The sequence below is a fragment of the Mucilaginibacter sp. genome (genome assembly GCF_028288225.1).
Classification (GTDB): Bacteria; Bacteroidota; Bacteroidia; order Sphingobacteriales; family Sphingobacteriaceae; genus Mucilaginibacter.
The window spans coordinates 103,402-123,220 of record NZ_JAQBOC010000057.1 but is presented as its reverse complement, the minus strand read 5'-3'; the positions used below and the strand labels follow the sequence as shown (position 1 = coordinate 123,220).

The window sequence follows — 19,819 nt, the reverse complement described above, 5'->3', positions numbered from 1 at the left end:
AAATCTGATAATAAATCCGCAATATTGTAAACATGAACTGGAAATTCTGGAGTAAAAAGAAAAATACCCCTAAAAAAAAGAAAAGTGCCATCCGCGAGTGGACTGATGCTATAGTTTTTGCCGTAATAGCTGCAACTTTGATCCGAACCTTTTTTATAGAAGCTTATGTAATACCTACCCCATCAATGGAAAGATCGCTGCTTGTTGGCGATTTTTTGTTTGTAAGCAAGGTAAATTACGGCGCCCGCACACCTATAACGCCAATCGCGTTTCCGTTTGCGCACCACACCATGCCGCTTATTAATACCAAAGCCTATTGGGACGGAATACAACTTCCGTACTACCGTTTACCTGGTTTAAGTGATGTAAAAAAAGGCGATGTGGTAGTATTTAATTACCCTATGGATGCTGATTCGCCATTTTACAGGCCTGTTGACAAAAGAGAAAATTTTATAAAACGCTGCCAGGGGGCTCCTGGTGATACTTTGAGTGTGGTTGACGGGCAGGTTTATGTAAACGGCAAAGCTGCTCCAAATCCACCGGGCGAGCAAATGGAATACAGCTATACCACAAATGGTGTTGACCTTAACCCGCAAATTACAGATGACCTTAAAATTACGCTTTATGAAGGGCACAATTATCAGGCGATGACGAAGGAATCTGCCGATAAATTAAAAGGTTATTCAAACATAACATCGTTTAAACAAATAATTTCAAAAAAAGGGGAAAGCGATCCTGGTAGCCCGGTTTATCCTACAAACCCGGCTCATCCTGTTGGCCCTCCAAACTTGATGCTTAACGGCAGGCAGCCGGATTATAAATGGAGTGTTGACAATTATGGCCCTATCATCATCCCTAAAAAGGGCTGGACAGTAAAGCTTGACAGTATGACCTATCCCCTTTATGAGCGTTGTATCAGAACTTATGAAAACAACAAAATAGAGGTTAAGGGCAGCGACATTTTCATCAATGGCAAAAAGACCGATAGCTATACCTTTAAAATGAACTACTTCTGGATGATGGGTGATAACCGCCACGATTCGGATGACTCGCGCTTTTGGGGCTTTGTCCCGGAAGACCATATTGTTGGCAAAGCTTTATTTATATGGATGAGCTGGGATGATAATGCATCATTTTTTAGCAAGATCAGGTGGAGCAGGTTGTTCAACGGCATTCATTAATATATGGGGATAGCTTATTATATAGGGGTATGCATATTAGCTGCCCCTTTTTTGCTTTTAACCCTGCCTGGATATTGGCTGTTATTTAAAAAAGCAGGCAGGCATGGCTGGGAGGCACTAATCCCGGTTTACTCAAGCTATGTAATGCTTAAAATAAGCGGGAGGCCTGCGTGGTGGCTTATTTGGCTTTTTATACCCTTTTTTAACTACGTCATAAATGTTGTGATCTATATTGATTTTATCAAATCGTATGGAAAATTCAAGATCCGTACTCAGCTTGCCGCAATCTTTTTGCCGTTTATTTATCTCCTTAAATGGGGGGTGGATGATACAAGATATTTAGGAGCGTATGCCAGTATGGAGTTCTGTGATGAGTATGGAAAAGGAGTAAAAAGGCCAGCTATTATAGATTGGGGAATATCTCTAATTTGTGTACTAGCAGCTGTAATATTTGTACGCACATTTATTATGGAAGCTTATGTAATGCCTTCCTCATCAATGGAGAGAACTTTGCTTACTGGAGATTGTTTTTTTGTAAGCAAGTTAAACTATGGGGCGCGTGTGCCAATGTACCCGGTATCATTCCCATTTACCAACGGAAGGATTCCGCAAACAAATATTAAAACCTACTACGATGGCTTAAAATTGCCCTATTTACGCCTGCCGGGTTTCAGCGCTATAAAAAGAGGTGATGTTATGGTATTTAATTACCCCATGGATGCGGACTCTCCATATTACCGACCGGTTGATAAACGTGAAAACTTTATAAAACGTTGCCAGGGTGCTCCTGGCGATACGCTGTGTGTTGTTGACGGACAGGTTTATGTAAACAGCAAAACTGGTCCCAACCCTCCGGGAGAGCAGATGGAATACAATTATACCACAAACGGTGTGGACCTTAATCCGCAAATATTGGATGAACTACACATAACCCTTTACGAAGGTCACACTTACCAGGCCATGACCAAGGAGTCGGCTGATAAATTGAAAAGATATTCCAATGTAAAATCATTGGCAGCTTTTATTTCGCCAAAAGGTAAAAGCGATCCGAATAGCCCAGTTTATCCTACCAACCCGGTACACCCGGTAGGCCCGCCAAACATGATGCTTAACGGCAAACAGCCTGATTATAAATGGAGCGTTGATAATTATGGCCCAATCATTATCCCTAAAAAAGACTGGATGGTAAAATTAGATAGCATGAGCTACCCGCTTTATGAACGCTGTATCAGAACTTATGAAAATAACAAGATAGAGGTTAAGGGCAGCGATATTTTTATAAACGGCAAAAAAACCGATAGTTATACCTTTAAATTGAATTATTACTGGATGATGGGCGATAACCGTCATGACTCGGACGATTCACGCTTTTGGGGTTTCGTTCCGGAAGATCATATTATCGGCAAGGCTTCTTTTATCTGGATGAGTACCGATGACAAAGCGTCGCTATTTAGCCAGATTCGCTGGGACAGGCTATTTAAAGGAATAAATTAAGTTTATAATGGTATATGCTGTTGTCGCTTTCGTGGTATTGTTATTAACGGGTTGCTGGAAACTATTTCAAAAAGCAGGCAGAGCTGGTTGGGAAGCGCTTATTCCTTTTTATTCAACCTATATAATGTTAAAGCTAACCGGAAGGCCGGCATGGTGGCTTTTCTGGCTTTTTATACCGGTGTTTAATGTAATTGTCGGCATTGGGATCTATATAGATTTTGTTAAATCGTACGGGAAATTTACCATACGGCAGCAGGCAGCCGCAATTCTACTGCCGGTTCTATTCCTTCCAAAATGGGGCTTTGAGAAAAGGACACAATACCTGGGTCAGTCAGCAAGTATTGGGTTTAAAGAAAAGCATCAGGAAAAATTAGTAAAATCACCAGCCAGGGAATGGACTGAAGCTATACTGTTCGCCATAGTTGCTGCCACCCTTATCCGTACCTTTTTTATTGAGGCTTATGTTATCCCCACCGGATCGATGGAAAGCTCACTTTTAATTGGCGATTATTTATTTGTGAGCAAGGTTAACTACGGGCCGCGTACGCCTATTACTCCGGTTTCCTTTCCGTTTGCCCATCACACTATGCCGCTAATAAATACCAAAGCTTATTGGGATGGTATAAAATTGCCTTATTTCCGCCTGCCGGGACTAAGCGATGTTAAAAAGGGCGACGTCGTAGTTTTTAATTACCCCATGGATGCCGATTCACCATATTACCGGCCGGTTGATAAACGAGAGAACTTTATTAAACGCTGCCAGGCTACTCCCGGTGATGCCCTGCGGATAATAAATGCACAGGTATATATAAACAGCAAAAAAATGCCAAACCCAACTGATGGGCAGCCTGCATACATTGTACAAACTAACGGTACATCGATTGATTCGCTGGTTTTACGGGAGTTGCATATTGATGTAAGGGCACAATACGACGGCAATAATTATGAAATGCTGATGACCCGTCAATCTGCTAAAAAATTGAATGCTGATCCTAATATTAAATCAGTTACCGAGTATTTCCAGCCGCTATATACTTATGATCCGCAAATCTTTCCGCATGATAGTCAATTCAAGTGGAACGTTGACAATCTTGGGCCAATTATTATTCCTAAAAAAGGCTGGACAGTTACACTGGATAATTTAACCATTCCGGTGTATAAGCGGGCGATTGAGGTATATGAATATAACAAAGTTAAAATCTCGGGCAATGATATCATTATCAATGGTAAAAAAGCTGCAACCTATACTTTTAAACAGGATTATTACTGGATGATGGGCGATAACCGCCATAACTCAGAAGATTCGCGTTTTTGGGGTTTTGTGCCCGAAGATCACATTGTGGGCAAGGCGCTATTTATATGGATGAGCACTGATGAAACAGCTGATTTTTTGCACCAAACCCGGTGGAGAAGGATTTTTAAGTGGATTAAATAGACCGGTTGATTGAGTTAAATCTTAATCCAGAGTTCCCCCTTCAGGGGATTAGGGGGCCTATGCTAAATTTCACCGCCAATCCGTTCAAATCATCTACAACTGAATCAACCAGCGGGATCCCATTTGCCGTCCTGTCTGCTTCAGCTTCCAATTCCGGTTCGCCGGGAATAATAACTTTTTGATCAGGATCAACAGTAGCTGCTGATTTAAACCGGCTTATCCAATTATCCAAATGCGCTTTAAACTCATCAACCGGGCGAAAGCCATCAACCCGCATAGCACCAACAAAATGGCCGATACCTAAGCCGACAGGATCTGCCGGAGGCTGCAAAAAAGTCACAAACGGTGGCACCCACGGGCCGTAATTAGCACCGGATAATACTGCCGAAAGAATATCAACCGTTGCACTTAAGCCGAAACCCTTATGACTGCCGTGCTCTTTATCGCCGCCCAAAGGCAAAAGTGAGCCACCGCTTTTTAAAGCATGCGGATCAGTTGTATAATTTCCCTCAGCATCCTGGATCCAGCCTTCCGGAACAGGTTTACCGGCACGCTGTGCTATTTCAAGCTTACCATTGGCCGCAGCCGAAGTTGCCATATCAACCACCACGGGAGGATATTTTCCGGCCGGAAAAGCATAACACATGGGGTTGGTACCTAATAATCTTTCGCTTGAATAAGTTGGGGCAACCAGCGGACTTGCATTGGTCATAGCAAAGCCGATCATATCTTTTTCAACTGCCAGCAAACTGTGATAGCCCGCAATTCCAAAGTGGTTCGAGTTCCGCACCGATACCCAACCGGAACCATATTGTTCAGCCTTTTGAATAGCTAAACGCATAGCAAAGGGGGCAACTACAAGGCCTAAGCCCGCATCACCATCAACAGTGGCTGTGGTGGGCGTTTCGTGGGCAATAGTTATATTGGGGTTAGTGTTTATCCTTTTGCTTTCCCACAAACGTACATAACCCACCAGCCGCGCAACACCATGCGAATCAATCCCCCTTAAATCCGCTTGAAGCAATACATCTGCAGCCAGTGTTGCATGTTCATCACTGCATCCCATAGAAAGAAAAATATTTTGCGTGAAGTTGCGAAGGACTGATTGGGAGATAAGCATGGGCAAATATAGTGGGTTTGTTTTAGACACTATCAACCATCAAAAAAACTCTGTGAACTTTGTGCATACTCTGCGAACACAGTGGTTAAAATTTACCGCGGATACAGAGAAGGCGCGGAGGTCACGGAGCTCTAATTTAGGAATCCAGCCGCTTCAATATTTCCAGCCCCTCATCCCAGTCTCCAAAGCCAGATGATACATTAATGTGCCCTGCATCGCCAATATTTACCAGTTCACTGCCCCAGCTATCGGCGAAAAATTTGGCCCGTTCATATCTTACATAATAATCATTAGTACTTGCTACAACAATTGACTTAAATGGAAGATTAAAAAGCGGTACAGGTTTAAATCCGGTTGTTCCGGGCGGATATGTATCTGCCTCGGTATCGCTTGGCCCAACTAATAAGGCCCCCTTAATCTTAATATCAAATTTGTAAGCCCAATAGGCAATTGTTGTACAAGCAAGGCTATGACCAACGAGTATAACCTTGGCTGCATCATGCTTTTTTATCTCGTTATTAATTGTCTCGATCCAATCAGAGCAAAACGGGGTTTCCCAGTCTTGCTGCTCAATCCGGTTAAAATTAAATTTGTTTTCCCAAATAGATTGCCAATGCTGCGGGCCCGAATTGCCAAGGCCTGGAAGGATGAGGATAGTGGATTGGAAGTGCATAAGTAAAAATAATAAAACCTTCTTGAGTCAGGTAACCGTAAATCCTTTATGGTTCAAAAACTATTTCTCTGTCAGCACCGTAAACTTAAAATCCAATGGCTCAAAGTGGCGGATAAGCTCATCAATAAAGTATGGTCCCCATTTCACATAAAATAATCCAAAGTTTTCCGTGCGCTCCTGCAGGCTGTCTTTCGGGAAAATATCACTCTTAATATGTTCAACCTGTTCAAGGCGGGTATGATAGTTGCGTTTTTCAGCCTTTATTAATTTTTTCTCCAGGCTATCAATCGCGTGTTTAAGCCTCGCTTGTACAGCCTCAACCGACGGAGCAAGTGTGTTGTCTATTTTGTAAGCGCGTAGTTTTATCTTTTCAAAAACACTGGTTAACTCGCGCCACTCTTCAGTAAGCGTTAAATTATGCTGGCTGTGTTTTTTTACCCAGTCATTTTTAATAGTATCGCTGCTTTTAAACAGATCGGTCGGCTGCAGATCCATTTTAGCAATTTTTGAGGCAGTTTCCTTACCTATTACTAAACCCGAATTACGGAGGATAAGGATAGGGAAATCAACTTTATAATATTCAAAGTTCGATTTCAGTTCCAGCCAATAAACCACTTCGGCGCCACCGCCTATGTAGGCAATGTTTGGTAAAATACATTCCTGGTATAGCGGGCGCATTACTACATTCGGGCTGAACCTTTCGGGATGTTGACTGATCTCTGCTTTCAGCTCAGCTGCTGTAAAACTGATCTCGCTGTTTAATACCTTGTACCTGTCATGCTCAAATACTATCCGCTCACGCAGGCCATCCATCAAATAAAAAAAGTTGATCCCGCGCGGGTTTACCTGGATATGTACCCCCAAGTTATGTAATTGCTTATTGGTTGCTTCAATATTTTTAAAGCTGTTCTGCTCAATAATATCCTTCTCAATTATCGGCGCGAACGAATGTTTAAAGCGGTGGTCATCAGCATCAATAATTACAAGCCCATACTGGCCAAACAAAGCATTAACTAAATAACGTGTGGCATCGCCCAGCTTATCAAATTTAGTATAAGCGGTTTCAACAATTTCGGCAAGTTCATTGGCATGGCGTTCAATACCCAAAGCACCTTTGTATTGATTTAGGGCCTGGCGCATAGTATCCGGATTTATGCGCCCGGTTGCACCTGATGCCTCGTACCACCAATGCACTTTTTTACCACCGATGTTGGTATAATTTATCTCGGCAAAATCATGATCCTCCGATGCCATCCAGTAAACAGGCACAAAATTTTTACCCGGAAATTGTTCTTTTAGCTGCCGCGATAATTTAATAGCGGTAACAATTTTATAGATGAAATAAAGCGGACCTGCAAATATGTTAAGTTGATGGCCGGTAGTAATTGTGTAGGAATTATCGGATTTAAGAAAAGAGATGTTATTTTGAACTGCCTCCAGGTGAGGCATTCTGCTGTATTGACCGGTCAATATTTCAACTAATATTTTCCGGTTGGCATTCACTTTTTTGTTTTTCAACAACTCAGTAAATCCATTTATATCAGGGCGGTAACCATAAAACGGACGAAGTGCCGGGGCATCTTCAAGGTAATCAATAACAGTTTGGGAAAAAAATCCCGTGTCTTTATAATTTATACAGGCTGAGTCCATTTTATTTCGGATGTCGGATGTTCGATGTCGGATTTATAAATTCAATCATTCACCTTCACATACCGATTTCGAATTTATACTTTAAAATTATAAAATAAACACCAGGCAAGCCAAAAGGAGTTTATTTTACAATATGTCCATAAAGGTCAAAGTCTTCGGCGGTATCAATCTGCACGTTTACAAAGCTGCCGATGGTAGCGTAATCAATTTTGGCATCTATCAATACCTCGTTATCCACTTCCGGTGAGTCATATTCGGTACGGCCAACAAAGTAACCGCCATCCTTTTTATCTACCAAAACTTTATAGGTATTACCAATTTTTTCCTGGTTTTTATCAAAAGAAATACCTTGCTGAATTTCCATTATGACATCGGCACGTTGCTGTTTTACGTCTTCGGGCACATCATCAACCAATGAATGGGCATGGGTTTTTTCTTCGTGCGAGTACGTGAAACAACCTAAACGGTCGAATTTGGTATCTTCAACCCATTGCTGCATTTCTTCAAAATCGCGTTCTGTTTCGCCGGGATAGCCGGTTATCAGCGTAGTCCGCATGGCGATACCGGCAACCTTATCGCGGATCTGGTTTACAACATCGATAGTTTTTTGTTTGGTGATGCCGCGGCGCATAGATCTAAGCATATCATCGCTAATGTGCTGTAAAGGCATATCCATATACTTGCAGATATTATCGCGCTCATTCATCACATCTAAAATTTCCATTGGGAAACCTGAAGGATAAGCATATTGCAGCCTGATCCACTCAATGCCGTTAACATCAGATAAGCGGCGAAGTAATTCATCCAGGTTGCGTTTCCCGTACAGATCAAGGCCATAGTAGGTCAAATCCTGGGCGATCAGTATCAGCTCTTTTGTCCCGTTTTTGGCTAATTGCTGTGCATCTTTAACCAATTGATCAATAGGGGAGCTTAGGTGCTTGCCGCGCATTAAAGGGATAGCACAAAAGGAGCATGGACGATTACAGCCCTCGGCAATTTTAAAATAGGCAAAATGTTTTGGGGTAGTTAACAGGCGTTCGCCTATCAGCTCATGTTTGTAATCAGCACCTACAGAGCTTAAAAGATTTTGCAGATCGTTGGTGCCAAACCATGAATCAACATTGGTTATTTCAGCTTCAAGTTCGGGCTTGTAACGTTCAGACAGGCAGCCGGTAACAATTACTTTCCCAACCTTACCTTGTTCTTTAAGCTCGCTGTACTGAAGAATGGTATCAATAGACTCCTGTTTAGCATTATCAATAAAGCCGCAGGTGTTTATTACAATAATATCATCGCTATTTACCTTTTCAGCCTCGTGCACTACATCGAAATGGTTGCCTTTTAACTGGCCCATCAGAATCTCGGAATCGTAAATATTTTTTGAACAGCCTAAAGTAACTACGTTAACACGTGGCTTGTTTGTTGTCACCGGCTTGCTAATTGATTTTGTCCTCATCACCTATCAAAGCGTCATTGCGAGGAACGAAGCAACCTCTGAGCTATACAGAGCGGCTCTGCAAGTCGGAGATTGCTTCGTTCCTCGCAAGGACGGTATTAGTTAATATTAATTCTTAAAAAGTGAATCCACGAATCCCTGCCGGTCAAACAACTGCAGATCATTCATGCTTTCACCAACACCTATATATTTTACGGGGATCTTAAACTGATCGCTTATTCCTATCACTACACCGCCTTTTGCCGTACCATCCAGTTTGGTTAAGGCTAAAGCGTTAACATCTGTTGCTTCTGTAAATTGTTTGCATTGCTCAATAGCATTTTGCCCTGTTGATGCATCAAGCACCAGCAAGATCTCGTGCGGGGCACCCGGGACAACCTTTTGCATCACATTTTTGATCTTGGTAAGCTCATTCATCAAGCCTACCTTATTATGTAAACGACCTGCGGTATCAATAATTGCAACATCATCGCCATTGGCTACCGCCGAGCGTAAAGTATCATAGGCCACAGATGCAGGGTCAGACCCCATTGCCTGTGCTACAACTTTTACACCTACGCGCTCACCCCAAAGCTGGATCTGTGCAACCGCCGCCGCTCTAAAAGTATCGGCGGCGCCTAATACCACTTTGTTGCCCGCCTGTTTAAGTTTATGGGCCAGCTTGCCTATAGTAGTAGTTTTACCCACACCATTTACGCCCACAACCATTATTACATATGGCTTATGGTTGCCATATTCAAAGTTTGTAAAATCGTTACTGTTGTTTTCGGCAAGCAGTTTCTGAATTTCATCCTTTAACAGGCTATTCAGCTCAGATGTGCTTACATATTTATCACGGGCAACACGTGCCTGGATGCGCTCAATGATTTTCAAGGTGGTTTTTACGCCAACATCCGATGTTACCAGTACTTCTTCCAGGTCATCAAGCACATCATCGTCAACGCTTGATTTGCCTGCGACTACCTTTGTTATTTTTGAAAAAAAGTTATCCTTTGTTTTTTCTAAACCGCTATCCAGCGCTTCCTGCTCTTGCGGAGTGCTTTCCTTTTTTTTGAAAAAATCGAATAATCCCATATTTTAATGTGCAAATGTGCAGATATGCAAATGTGCGGATAAAATTAATGTGCAAATGTGCAGATTTTAGATGTGCGGATGAATGTTTTATTTCATAATTCGCATATCTTCACATCCACGCATCTGCACATCAACAAAAAAGCCTTCCCGTATAAACAAGATGGCTTTTATATTTTGATCAAAAATTACCGTTATAATTTTCCAGCTATCGCATCCTTAACGAAGTCGTTAGCCACGATCTGCTCTTTAAATGAATAAGCACCAGTACGTGGTGACTTAGCCATTGTTATAACTTTTGAATATTCTTTGCCTTTACCAGCTACTTTTAGCGTTGCAACTACTTTCTTTGCCATGTCTTTTTAATTAATGAATTAGCGATTTAGTGAATTAGTGATTTTTAATCAGGCTAATCAACCAATTACTTAATTTCTTTATGAACAGTTACTTTTCTTAAAACCGGGTTGAATTTCTTCATTTCCAGTCTTTCTGTTGTATTTTTCTTGTTCTTAGTGGTAATATAACGAGACATACCAGGCATGCCGCTTGTTTTATGCTCGGTGCATTCTAAAATTACCTGAACTCTATTGCCTTTCTTAGCCATCTTTTTATTTATTGAGTTAGCGAATTAGTGAATTAGTGATTAGCATAGTTGCAAGGATTTAAACCCAATCAACTTAATCAACCATTCAACCTAATCAACTACTATATATATCCTTTTTTTACAAATTTATTGATACAAGCAGTTATACCATTTTTGCTGATAGTTTTTACAGCTGAAGTAGATACCTTTAAGGTTATCCATTTATCTTCTTCAGGAATATAAAACTTCTTAAGTTTTAAGTTTGGATGAAATCTGCGTTTTGTTTTAACGTTTGAGTTTGAAACGTTATTACCAACCAAAGATCCTTTTCCTGTTAGATCACAAATTCTTGACATGACAAATCTTTTTAATTCTCCCTTTTTGTAAAGAGTTTGCAAATATCAGGATTTTATGTGAAATAGGCAATACTGTTTTAAATTATTTTTCAAATTCTTTTTTACTTACTGGATAATGAAGAAAATTGTAATTTACGCCCACCAATTCCACAGACTATGAACACATCAATGAAGGTCTCCTCTTTTGAAGAATATAAGGAAGTTTACAAGCAAAGTGTTGAGCAGCCCGAACAATTTTGGGAAAGCATAGCCAATAATTTTTTGTGGCGCAAAAAGTGGGACAAGGTACTTGAATGGAATTTTACCGGGCCAAGTATCAAATGGTTCCAGGGTGCAAAGCTTAATATTACCGAAAACTGCCTTGACCGCCACCTGGAAGCGTTGGGTGATAAACCCGCTATTTTATGGGAACCTAACGATCCGCAGGAACACCACAGGGTATTAACCTATCAGCAACTATATGATAAAGTTTGCCAGTTTGCCAACGTACTAAAAAACAACGGCGCGAAAAAAGGCGACAGGATCTGTATCTACATGCCTATGGTACCCGAGCTGGCAATTGCAGTATTGGCATGTGCCCGCATAGGGGCTATCCATTCTGTAGTATTTGGCGGATTCTCTGCACAGTCAATTGCCGACAGGATAAATGACGCCACCTGCAAGTTGGTTATTACCGCCGACGGTGGTTTTCGTGGTAACAAAGCCATTCCGTTAAAAAGTATTATTGATGATGCCCTGGTACAATGCCCAACGGTTGAGAAAGTTATTGTACTGACGCGTAGCCGTACACCGGTTTCGATGATAAAGGGACGTGATGTTTGGTGGGAAGACGAAATACAAAAAATTGAAACCCTGGGAAATTTGGAATGCCCACCCGAAGTGATGGATGCCGAGGATATGCTTTTCATTCTTTATACATCAGGTTCAACAGGCAAGCCAAAAGGCGTAGTGCATACCTGTGGCGGATATATGGTTTATACCGGCTATACATTTGCCAATGCGTTTCAATATGAGCCTGGCGAGGTTTATTTTTGCACAGCTGATATTGGCTGGATAACCGGGCATTCCTATATAGCGTACGGTCCTTTAAGCCAGGGGGCAACTACGGTAATGTTCGAAGGAATTCCTTCATGGCCAACCCCGGGCCGTTTTTGGGATATTGTTGAAAAGTACGAAGTAAACATATTATATACCGCCCCTACAGCTATCCGGTCATTAATGAGCTTTGGCGACGATGTATTAAAAGGGAAAAATTTCAGCTCATTAAAAAAATTAGGATCGGTAGGAGAACCTATTAACGAAGAGGCCTGGCATTGGTTTGATGAAAAAATAGGACTTGGTAAATGCCCAATTGTTGATACCTGGTGGCAAACTGAAACCGGCGGGTTTATGATTTCGCCAATTGCGGGCATCACCCCAACAAAACCGGGCTATGCTACATTGCCTTTACCTGGCATACAGCCTGTTTTGGTTGATGAAAATGGTAAAATTATTGAAGGCAATGGCGTGAGCGGCAACCTGTGCATCCGTTTCCCATGGCCCGGCATGTTACGCACTACTTATGGCGATCATGAGCGTTGCCGCACAACTTACTTTGCTACTTACGAAAATCTATATTTTACCGGCGATGGCTGTCTGCGCGATGATGATGGGTATTACCGGATAACCGGCAGGGTTGACGATGTGCTGAATGTATCCGGTCACCGCATTGGTACTGCCGAAGTAGAGAATGCTATAAATATGCACAGCAGCGTGGTTGAATCGGCGGTTGTTGGTTATCCGCATGATATTAAGGGTCAGGGGGTATACGCCTTTGTGGTTTGCCCTAATCAGCATGGGGATGAAGAACTTGCCCGTAAAGATATCATCATGACGGTATCCCGCATTATAGGCGCTATTGCCAAGCCGGATAAGATCCAGTTTGTAAGCGGATTACCTAAAACACGCTCAGGCAAAATAATGCGCCGTATTTTACGCAAGATTGCCGAAGGGGATACCAGTAATATGGGAGACACTTCCACATTGCTTGACCCTGGTGTGGTGGACGAGATAAAGGCGGGAGCGTTGTAGGGGAAGTTTATAGTTGATGGTTCATAGATCATAGCCGAAGTAATTAGTAGAAACCAAAATGATGTAACAGATGTTATCTAACCATACATCTAAATAAAAACATCATGGACAAATTAGAATTAAAAGGCAGTTGGAACGAGTTGAAGGGTAAAATAAAACAAGCCTATGGCGACCTTACTGATGACGACCTGGCATACGAAGAAGGCAAGGACGATGAAACATTAGGGAAGCTTCAGGAAAAGACGGGAAAAACCCGGGATGAGCTCATAAAGTGGCTTAATAGTTTATAGAAATTTGTAAGCAAAAGCCGCCTCTTATTTTAGGAGGTGGCTTTTTGCTTTTTAACGTGTTTTTGTTTATACATCCATATAACTTAATATGGCATCTATTATACCTTTTGTTGACTGTGAAGGCCAATTAATCAAGCGGCCATTTAAATATTGATATGGCGCACCAACTGGCATTCGCATATATTCATCAAGTGTAACGTTCTTTTCATCGGGTACCATAAGTTAAATATAACTAATTTTGTGCCGATGAAAAAATCCAAGCCCACCATACTTGTTGTAAACGACGACGGGATAACTGCCCCCGGCATAAAAGCTTTAATGGATACGATGGCGGAGATAGGCCGGGTTGTAGTAGTTGCGCCGGATAGCCCGCAGTCGGGTATGGGGCATGCCATTACCATTGGTAAGCCATTACGGTTAGACCAGGTTGATATTTACGAAGGGGTTGAAATGTACCGCTGCTCAGGCACGCCTGTTGATTGTGTTAAACTTGCGGTAAATAAGATCTTTAAGGGGAAAAAACCGGACCTGTGTGTTTCGGGAATTAATCATGGTTTAAATAATTCTATCAATATACTATACTCCGGTACTATGTCGGCAGCTGTTGAAGGGGCTATTGAAAGTATTCCGTCTATCGGGTTTTCATTGGATGATTACACTTTACAGGCTGATTTTTCGCACTGCTTAAAATATGTAAAGGAAATAGCTTTGCAGGTTTTAGAGCACGGTTTGCCTACCGCCACTTTATTAAACGTAAACTTTCCGGCTGGTAGCAATATAAAGGGGATAAAGATCAGCCGCCAGGCAAATGCCAAATGGGCCGAGGAATTTGACGAAAGGATGGATCCGCATAACCGCCCTTACTACTGGCTCACCGGTGTTTTCCAAACCAGTGATAATGGCGAGGACACCGATGTTTGGGCGCTGGAACATAACTATGCATCAGTGGTGCCGGTTCAGTTTGATATGACTGCACATCATGCCATACAGGTTTTAAACGGATGGAAGTTTAATGTATAAGTTATGCTAAACAAAAACAGTTTCATCACCGGCATTTTAGCTGCACTTATATTTCCTGCTATTGCACTGGCAGTTGCTTATTTATTAAAAACCAATGTGGAGATCATCAACCGTCCGGCGTTACCTTATTTTATAGCCATTGCTTTAAATTTGATAATGATGCGGATTATCCTGAAAAAGGAACTTGATCAAACGGCCCGTGGGATCATGCTCGCTACTTTTATAATTATGCTGCTGGTATTCATCTTTAAAGTTCATCTGCGATGAAATATTACCTGGTGGCCGGCGAAGCTTCAGGCGATTTGCACGGGGCTAATTTGATGAAAGCCTTAAAAGAGCGCGATGAACAGGCAGAGTTCCGTTTTTTTGGTGGAGACCTGATGCTGAACGAAGGTGGTACATTGGTAAAGCATTACGCGGATATGGCCTTTATGGGTTTTATTGAGGTGTTGCTTAACTTAAACACTATTTTAAAAAACCTAAAGTTTTGTAAAGAAGACATTGCCGCCTGGCAGCCGGATGTTTTGATACTGATTGATTTTCCCGGCTTTAATTTAAAAATTGCAGAATTCGCCAAAAATAATAACCTGCTGGTTTGCTACTATATTTCACCAAAAGTTTGGGCCTGGAACCAAAAACGCGTGCTTAAAATAAAGCGGATAGTCGACCACCTGTTTTGTATTCTCCCTTTCGAGGTTGATTTTTACAAGGCGTGGGGGATGGAGGTTGATTATGTTGGCAATCCCTTGCTTGATGCGGTTGCTGCCTTTAAACCCGATGAAAACTTTATCATAAATAACAAGCTGTCTGCAAAAAAGATCATTGCTTTGCTCCCCGGCAGCCGCAAGCAGGAGATTAGCCGTTTATTGCCCGAAATGCTGGGTGTAACAGAACAGTTTCCGGATCATCAGTTTGTAATTGCGGGAGCTCCATCATTTAATCAGCAGTATTATGATCAATTCACCGGCGGAAAAAATATCCCTGTTTTATTTAATGCCACTTATGATCTGCTGAGTAATTCAGAAGCTGCAATTGTGGCCTCCGGAACGGCGACTTTGGAAACAGCTTTATTTAATGTACCGCAGATAGTTGTTTATAAAGGCCATCCCATATCTATTGGTATTGCCCGGATGGTGGTTAAAATAAAATTTATCTCGCTGGTGAACCTGATAATGAATAAGCTGGTTGTAAAAGAATTGATCCAGCAGGATTGTTCCGTGGAAAATATAACCGCTGAACTGAATATGATCATAAATAATAAAAATTACCATGGCAGAATGATGAGCGATTATGACGAGCTCGATGAGAAAATGGGGACGCCCGGCGCTTCTGCAAAAACCGCGGCGTTGATAATCAAATACACCACAAAAAAATAAAGCCCTGCAAATTGCAAAGCTCTATCGTTTTCATAGGTAATGGTTTAATTATTTTTTGACAGATAGATATATGATGGGTCAGGCCACGGACAAGGTTGATTGTATCACGGCCTGTTTCTTGCTCATTAAAAATGGATTTCTCGACATAAATGAGTTCAAATCGTTTGCTAATAAATTCATTAATTCATTGTCAAACTTTGCTAATAATTTACTTGCTGCAGTTTTTTTATAAGTTTTCATAGGTAAATGATCTTTTGGTTAATAGCTATTTAGTTTGTTTTTTAGGTTTGTCTTCCTGGTTCTCAGTCAAATTATCTTTCCTGCGTTTGGCTTCTTTATATTGCCTTAACAGTTGTTCTTTATCCCGCTCATCCGAAGTCATAGCTGGATCAACAGGGTTTTCCCATTCTTTTTCTTCTTCTTTTTCTTCGCTTTCACGATTCTTTTTACTGTCGGGTTCCATCCTGTATTGCATTTGATTTGTATTGTTCCAAATCAGTGCCAAAGTTTTAAATAAGGCAAAGATTGATCATCCTTAAATCAATTTTATTTTACAACATGGTGATATTCAGATGTAATTAACGAAAACATCTTTAAGTAAAAACTGCGGTTTGTATAGTTTAGTGTATGAAATTTTAGTACAGTTGTTGTATACAGTAACCAAAAAACTATACGCTTACTGCTTTATTCACAGGTTTAGGATGATTGAGAAAATGTATAACAAGTGTTATCACAGATATTGTGATCCCCGTAATACATACGCCATTCCATTGATAATTTTTCCACAGCTGGGTTGCAAAGAAAGTTCCCACTGATCCGCCAATAAAATAAGTGACCATATAAATGGTGTTAATACGGTTACGCGCCTCAGGCTTTAAAGTAAAAATTATTGATTGATTTGAAATATGCGTTGCCTGTACGCCCATGTCCATTATAATCACCCCGATAATTAAACCGGCTATGCTATGTGCCGAAAAAATGAAAACAATAAACGAGATAAGGATAAGCAACAAAGTAAAGCCAGATAATTTGTAGGCATCCATTTTATCGCTTAAACGACCCATCAGGCCAGCAGCAATTGCACCAAAAGCACCAACCAGGCCAAACTCGCCGGCTACACTGCTGCCCATATTAAAATTTTGCTTTAATAAAAATACTATGGTTGTCCAAAAAGCGCTGAAGCACGCAAAGCACAGCGCCCCACGCAATGCGGCAAGCCTTAATTTAGGTTCGTGCTTAACAAGGTGGGCAAGCGATGCCATCAATTGTTTGTAGGTGCCTTTATAATCAGGCTCAACCTCGGGCAAAAATAATCCCACCATCAGCCACATCAACAGCATTATGCCGGCTGCTGTATAAAACACTGCCCGCCATCCAAAATACTCACCAATATAACCGCTAAATGTACGCGATAGCAGTATGCCTATCAACAAGCCGCTCATAATAACGCCAATCTTTTTACCCCGCTCATTGGGTTTGGCCAGGTGTGCAGCCATGGGCACCAATATTTGAGGGATCATAGACGTTGCACCTATTAGGAAGCTGGCAAAAATCAATATATTAATGGTGGGCGCCATGGCAGTTAGTAAAAGGGATATTATGATAAAAGCAAAAACAATTACCATTAAGCGCTTACGCTTTACCATATCGGCAAGCGGAGCAAGGAAAAACAATCCTGTAGCATAGCCTATTTGTGTAAGTACAGATACCTGGCCGGCTTTTGCCCTGGATGTATGGTAAGTACGGGCAATATCTTCAAGCAAGGGTTGGTTGTAATATAAATTAGCCACAACTAGGCCAGTTGCAATAGTCATTATCCACAATGTTAATGACGTTAATTCAGGGTGTTTTTTAGGGGCGACACTGTTATTCATTTGTAATTATAAAAATTATCCGCAAAAGTGATAAGGCATTTTTAAAATGATGTTTGATTTGTGCAATTTTTTAACTCATGATACAAATTCAAGGAATTTTTAATGGAGAACCCTGTTATTGAAATTTAAATATAGGTGACCGGGCACAATTATTAAAAATTTTTATCGTTAAATCTGGAATGATTTCAATTTTTTAACCTAATTGACAGATATTTTACAATTTGCGGCAATAAAAAGCAATAAAATTTATATTTAGCCTCTATATTTAGAGACTAATATTCGCTATTTGCTTTTTTTGATAAAAAATAGGAAAGTTTTTATCAAAAATTTTGAAAAAAATTAGAGAAAAATATTTTTAACATGAAATAAATATAGTTTTTATTGGTTAAAATTGACATATGTTGGTAATAGATAAATAATTTAAATCTTTTTTTGCAAATTATTATATTTTTAACAAAATGTTTGTATTTTTGTCAATCGAATAGCAGCAAATGTGTTTTTCACAAAAAAGTTACAAATAAATTCGATTTATATAAAAAGATAGTGTTACTTTTACACCATAATAAAATATTAAAAAGTCTTCTCATAATTTAGGTTTATAATTGGTTAGTAAAGGCCCCTGCCCATCAGGGGCTTTACTTGTTTTAAGGGGTTTTGTAATTGTATTATGCCCCCGTTTTTCTTATCCGGAAGTCCCACCGAAGAAAGGATGATTTCACATGTTTTTAAATGTATTTTTGAAGGATCAAATTATATAACTTTAATCTGCAGCAATTAAGTAAGACATCCTAATAATACCAATGAAGATTAAACCGATTTACTTATCTGCCATTTTAATTTGTTTAACCGGCTTTAAAACTCAGGAGACCTTCGATCAGTTCACCGATAAATTTGTAAAGGGATACCGTGCACTTAAGATCCCCAATTTGGACCTTAGCTATGTAAATGTTCTGAAACAAATAAAGCCGGCAGATCAAATTCGGAAGCAGATAGCTTTTTTCGAATCCATCAGATCAGAACAAAAAAAATACGCTATAGGAAGTTTAAGCAACGGCCAACAACAGGATTATGAGCTTATAGCATATGAAACCAATATGAATTTAGAAAGATTGGCTTTAGAAAAGCAGTGGGAAACCAATAAGCAAAAGGAAATTTCCGCAGAAGGATTATACACTATACCTGATGGAAAGGCCTGGTATAGGTATTTTTTACGGAATTGGCTTAGCGCAAATGTTACGCCCGATGAAATTTACCAATTTGGACTGGAAGAAGTTAAGCGGGTACAGGGGCACATTGAAGACATCCGCCGCAAAAGCGGGTTAAGTGAGGATGTTTTTTATAAACATTTAAATGATGAAGATTTTTTTATTAATAACCCGAGAGATGTGTTGAAATATTTTGAGGAAACCCAGGCAGTTATTTACAAAAACATGGGTAATGTGTTCAGTGAGCATAAAATAGAGCCTTTAAAAATTGAACAGGGAGCGAATGAAGCGATGGTCCAGGCCCCGGGCTATTATGATAACAGCGTGTTTTATTATAACCAGTTTAATAAACCTTATAATAAACGGCAGGTAGACTGGCTTTTTATCCACGAAGCGGTACCGGGGCACCATTATAAATCTTCTATAAATACCGGCTTAAAACAATCAAAAGTGCAGCAGCTTTTTTATTATTTAGGATTGGAAGAAGGCTGGGGAGCTTATGTAGAAGAACTTGGAAAAGATCTTGGAGTTTATAGAACACCTTATGACGAGCTTGGCAAATGGGAATGGGACCTGGTAAGGTCTGTAAGAGTGCCTATGGATATTGGTCTTAATTATTATGGGTGGACAGACCAGCAAGCACTCACTTTTTGGAAAAAAAATATTAAAAACCAGGATGATATTGCTATGCGCGAAATAGCCCGTGTAAAACGCTGGCCCGCGCAGTGTATTACCTATAAATATGGAGCTGGTCAGATATTGCAATGGAAACAATTGCTGCAAAAGAGAGAGGGCGATAAATTTAATATCAAAAACTTTCACGACCGGATCTTAAACCTTGGTTCACTGCCTGTATTTATGGTGAAGAAAAGTGTGCTCACGATAGAATAGTGAATGAGAAATTGGATCAATCCGTCTGCATCATTATTAAGTTAGATAAATAATTTTATTTTACTGCTTAAAAT

General features: G+C 40.5%; 19 protein-coding genes. 9 read left to right on the top strand and 10 right to left on the bottom strand.

Going from position 1 to position 19,819, the window contains the following annotated elements; all coding sequences use genetic code 11:
• Positions 1 to 32: 32 nt before the first annotated feature.
• From lepB (JWQ54_RS17585) to lepB (JWQ54_RS17575), 3 genes are read left to right on the top strand one after another with little or no spacing between them, the layout of a single operon-like run.
• Complete coding sequence (lepB, locus tag JWQ54_RS17585; protein WP_299587347.1) at positions 33 to 1,181, top strand: signal peptidase I; 1,149 nt, start codon at positions 33 to 35, stop codon at positions 1,179 to 1,181.
• Positions 1,182 to 1,184: 3 nt separating this feature from the next.
• Positions 1,185 to 2,675, top strand: a complete 1,491-nt coding sequence (gene lepB, locus JWQ54_RS17580; protein WP_299587345.1) for a signal peptidase I — start codon at positions 1,185 to 1,187, stop codon at positions 2,673 to 2,675.
• 7 nt (positions 2,676 to 2,682) lie between these two features.
• Positions 2,683 to 4,110 (top strand): signal peptidase I, encoded by a 1,428-nt coding sequence (lepB, locus tag JWQ54_RS17575; RefSeq protein WP_299587343.1) that lies wholly within the window; start codon positions 2,683 to 2,685, stop codon positions 4,108 to 4,110.
• Positions 4,111 to 4,150: 40 nt separating this feature from the next.
• Here the strand turns inward: lepB (JWQ54_RS17575) and JWQ54_RS17570 are convergent, their stop codons facing one another.
• The 8 genes from JWQ54_RS17570 to rpmB all read right to left on the bottom strand — a co-directional run bounded on the left by JWQ54_RS17570 (position 4,151) and on the right by rpmB (position 11,019).
• On the bottom strand, positions 4,151 to 5,230 hold the full coding sequence (locus JWQ54_RS17570) for an Ldh family oxidoreductase (protein ID WP_299587341.1): 1,080 nt from the start codon (positions 5,228 to 5,230) through the stop codon (positions 4,151 to 4,153).
• Positions 5,231 to 5,366: 136 nt separating this feature from the next.
• On the bottom strand, positions 5,367 to 5,903 hold the full coding sequence (locus JWQ54_RS17565) for an alpha/beta fold hydrolase (RefSeq protein ID WP_299587338.1): 537 nt from the start codon (positions 5,901 to 5,903) through the stop codon (positions 5,367 to 5,369).
• Positions 5,904 to 5,963: 60 nt separating this feature from the next.
• Positions 5,964 to 7,553: a bacillithiol biosynthesis cysteine-adding enzyme BshC gene (bshC, locus tag JWQ54_RS17560; RefSeq protein ID WP_299587336.1), complete on the bottom strand. Its 1,590-nt coding sequence runs from the start codon at positions 7,551 to 7,553 to the stop codon at positions 5,964 to 5,966.
• A gap of 121 nt (positions 7,554 to 7,674) precedes the next feature.
• Positions 7,675 to 9,009, bottom strand: coding sequence for a 30S ribosomal protein S12 methylthiotransferase RimO (gene rimO, locus JWQ54_RS17555; RefSeq protein ID WP_299587334.1), 1,335 nt, complete (start codon positions 9,007 to 9,009; stop codon positions 7,675 to 7,677).
• 108 nt (positions 9,010 to 9,117) lie between these two features.
• Positions 9,118 to 10,083, bottom strand: coding sequence for a signal recognition particle-docking protein FtsY (gene ftsY, locus JWQ54_RS17550; RefSeq protein ID WP_299587332.1), 966 nt, complete (start codon positions 10,081 to 10,083; stop codon positions 9,118 to 9,120).
• 191 nt (positions 10,084 to 10,274) lie between these two features.
• Entirely contained in the window at positions 10,275 to 10,436 is a 162-nt protein-coding gene (locus JWQ54_RS17545) for a DUF4295 domain-containing protein (RefSeq protein ID WP_073406358.1), read from the bottom strand.
• Positions 10,437 to 10,501: 65 nt separating this feature from the next.
• Positions 10,502 to 10,684, bottom strand: coding sequence for a 50S ribosomal protein L33 (gene rpmG, locus JWQ54_RS17540; RefSeq protein WP_067063463.1), 183 nt, complete (start codon positions 10,682 to 10,684; stop codon positions 10,502 to 10,504).
• Positions 10,685 to 10,785: 101 nt separating this feature from the next.
• Positions 10,786 to 11,019, bottom strand: coding sequence for a 50S ribosomal protein L28 (gene rpmB, locus JWQ54_RS17535; RefSeq protein WP_094572451.1), 234 nt, complete (start codon positions 11,017 to 11,019; stop codon positions 10,786 to 10,788).
• 156 nt (positions 11,020 to 11,175) lie between these two features.
• On the opposite strand from rpmB, the gene acs reads away from it, so the two are divergent.
• The 5 genes from acs (at position 11,176) to lpxB (ending at position 15,775) form a co-directional block, all read left to right on the top strand.
• On the top strand, positions 11,176 to 13,089 hold the full coding sequence (gene acs, locus JWQ54_RS17530) for an acetate--CoA ligase (protein WP_299587329.1): 1,914 nt from the start codon (positions 11,176 to 11,178) through the stop codon (positions 13,087 to 13,089).
• Positions 13,090 to 13,193: 104 nt separating this feature from the next.
• Positions 13,194 to 13,379, top strand: a complete 186-nt coding sequence (locus tag JWQ54_RS17525; RefSeq protein ID WP_299587327.1) for a CsbD family protein — start codon at positions 13,194 to 13,196, stop codon at positions 13,377 to 13,379.
• 246 nt (positions 13,380 to 13,625) lie between these two features.
• The gene (gene surE / locus JWQ54_RS17520) at positions 13,626 to 14,399 is read left to right on the top strand and encodes a 5'/3'-nucleotidase SurE (RefSeq protein ID WP_299587325.1); all 774 of its coding nucleotides are present in this window, start codon (positions 13,626 to 13,628) and stop codon (positions 14,397 to 14,399) included.
• Between the two features lie 3 nt (positions 14,400 to 14,402).
• Complete coding sequence (locus JWQ54_RS17515; protein ID WP_299587322.1) at positions 14,403 to 14,666, top strand: hypothetical protein; 264 nt, start codon at positions 14,403 to 14,405, stop codon at positions 14,664 to 14,666.
• Entirely contained in the window at positions 14,663 to 15,775 is a 1,113-nt protein-coding gene (lpxB, locus tag JWQ54_RS17510; protein ID WP_299587319.1) for a lipid-A-disaccharide synthase, read from the top strand. The genes JWQ54_RS17515 and lpxB overlap by 4 nt, the downstream gene beginning before the upstream one ends.
• Positions 15,776 to 16,040: 265 nt before the next feature.
• On the opposite strand, the gene JWQ54_RS17505 is transcribed toward lpxB, so the two are convergent.
• Together JWQ54_RS17505 and JWQ54_RS17500 are read right to left on the bottom strand one after the other, a co-directional pair.
• A complete protein-coding gene (locus tag JWQ54_RS17505; protein WP_299587316.1) occupies positions 16,041 to 16,250 on the bottom strand; it encodes a hypothetical protein in 210 nt (69 codons plus the stop codon).
• Positions 16,251 to 16,443: 193 nt separating this feature from the next.
• Positions 16,444 to 17,589 carry an MFS transporter gene (locus JWQ54_RS17500; protein ID WP_299587314.1) on the bottom strand — a complete coding sequence of 382 codons (1,146 nt, stop codon included), beginning with the start codon at positions 17,587 to 17,589 and terminating at the stop codon, positions 16,444 to 16,446.
• A gap of 860 nt (positions 17,590 to 18,449) precedes the next feature.
• Between JWQ54_RS17500 and JWQ54_RS17495 the strand changes: the two genes are divergently transcribed.
• Positions 18,450 to 19,745: a DUF885 domain-containing protein gene (locus JWQ54_RS17495; RefSeq protein WP_299587312.1), complete on the top strand. Its 1,296-nt coding sequence runs from the start codon at positions 18,450 to 18,452 to the stop codon at positions 19,743 to 19,745.
• Positions 19,746 to 19,819 lie beyond the last annotated feature (74 nt).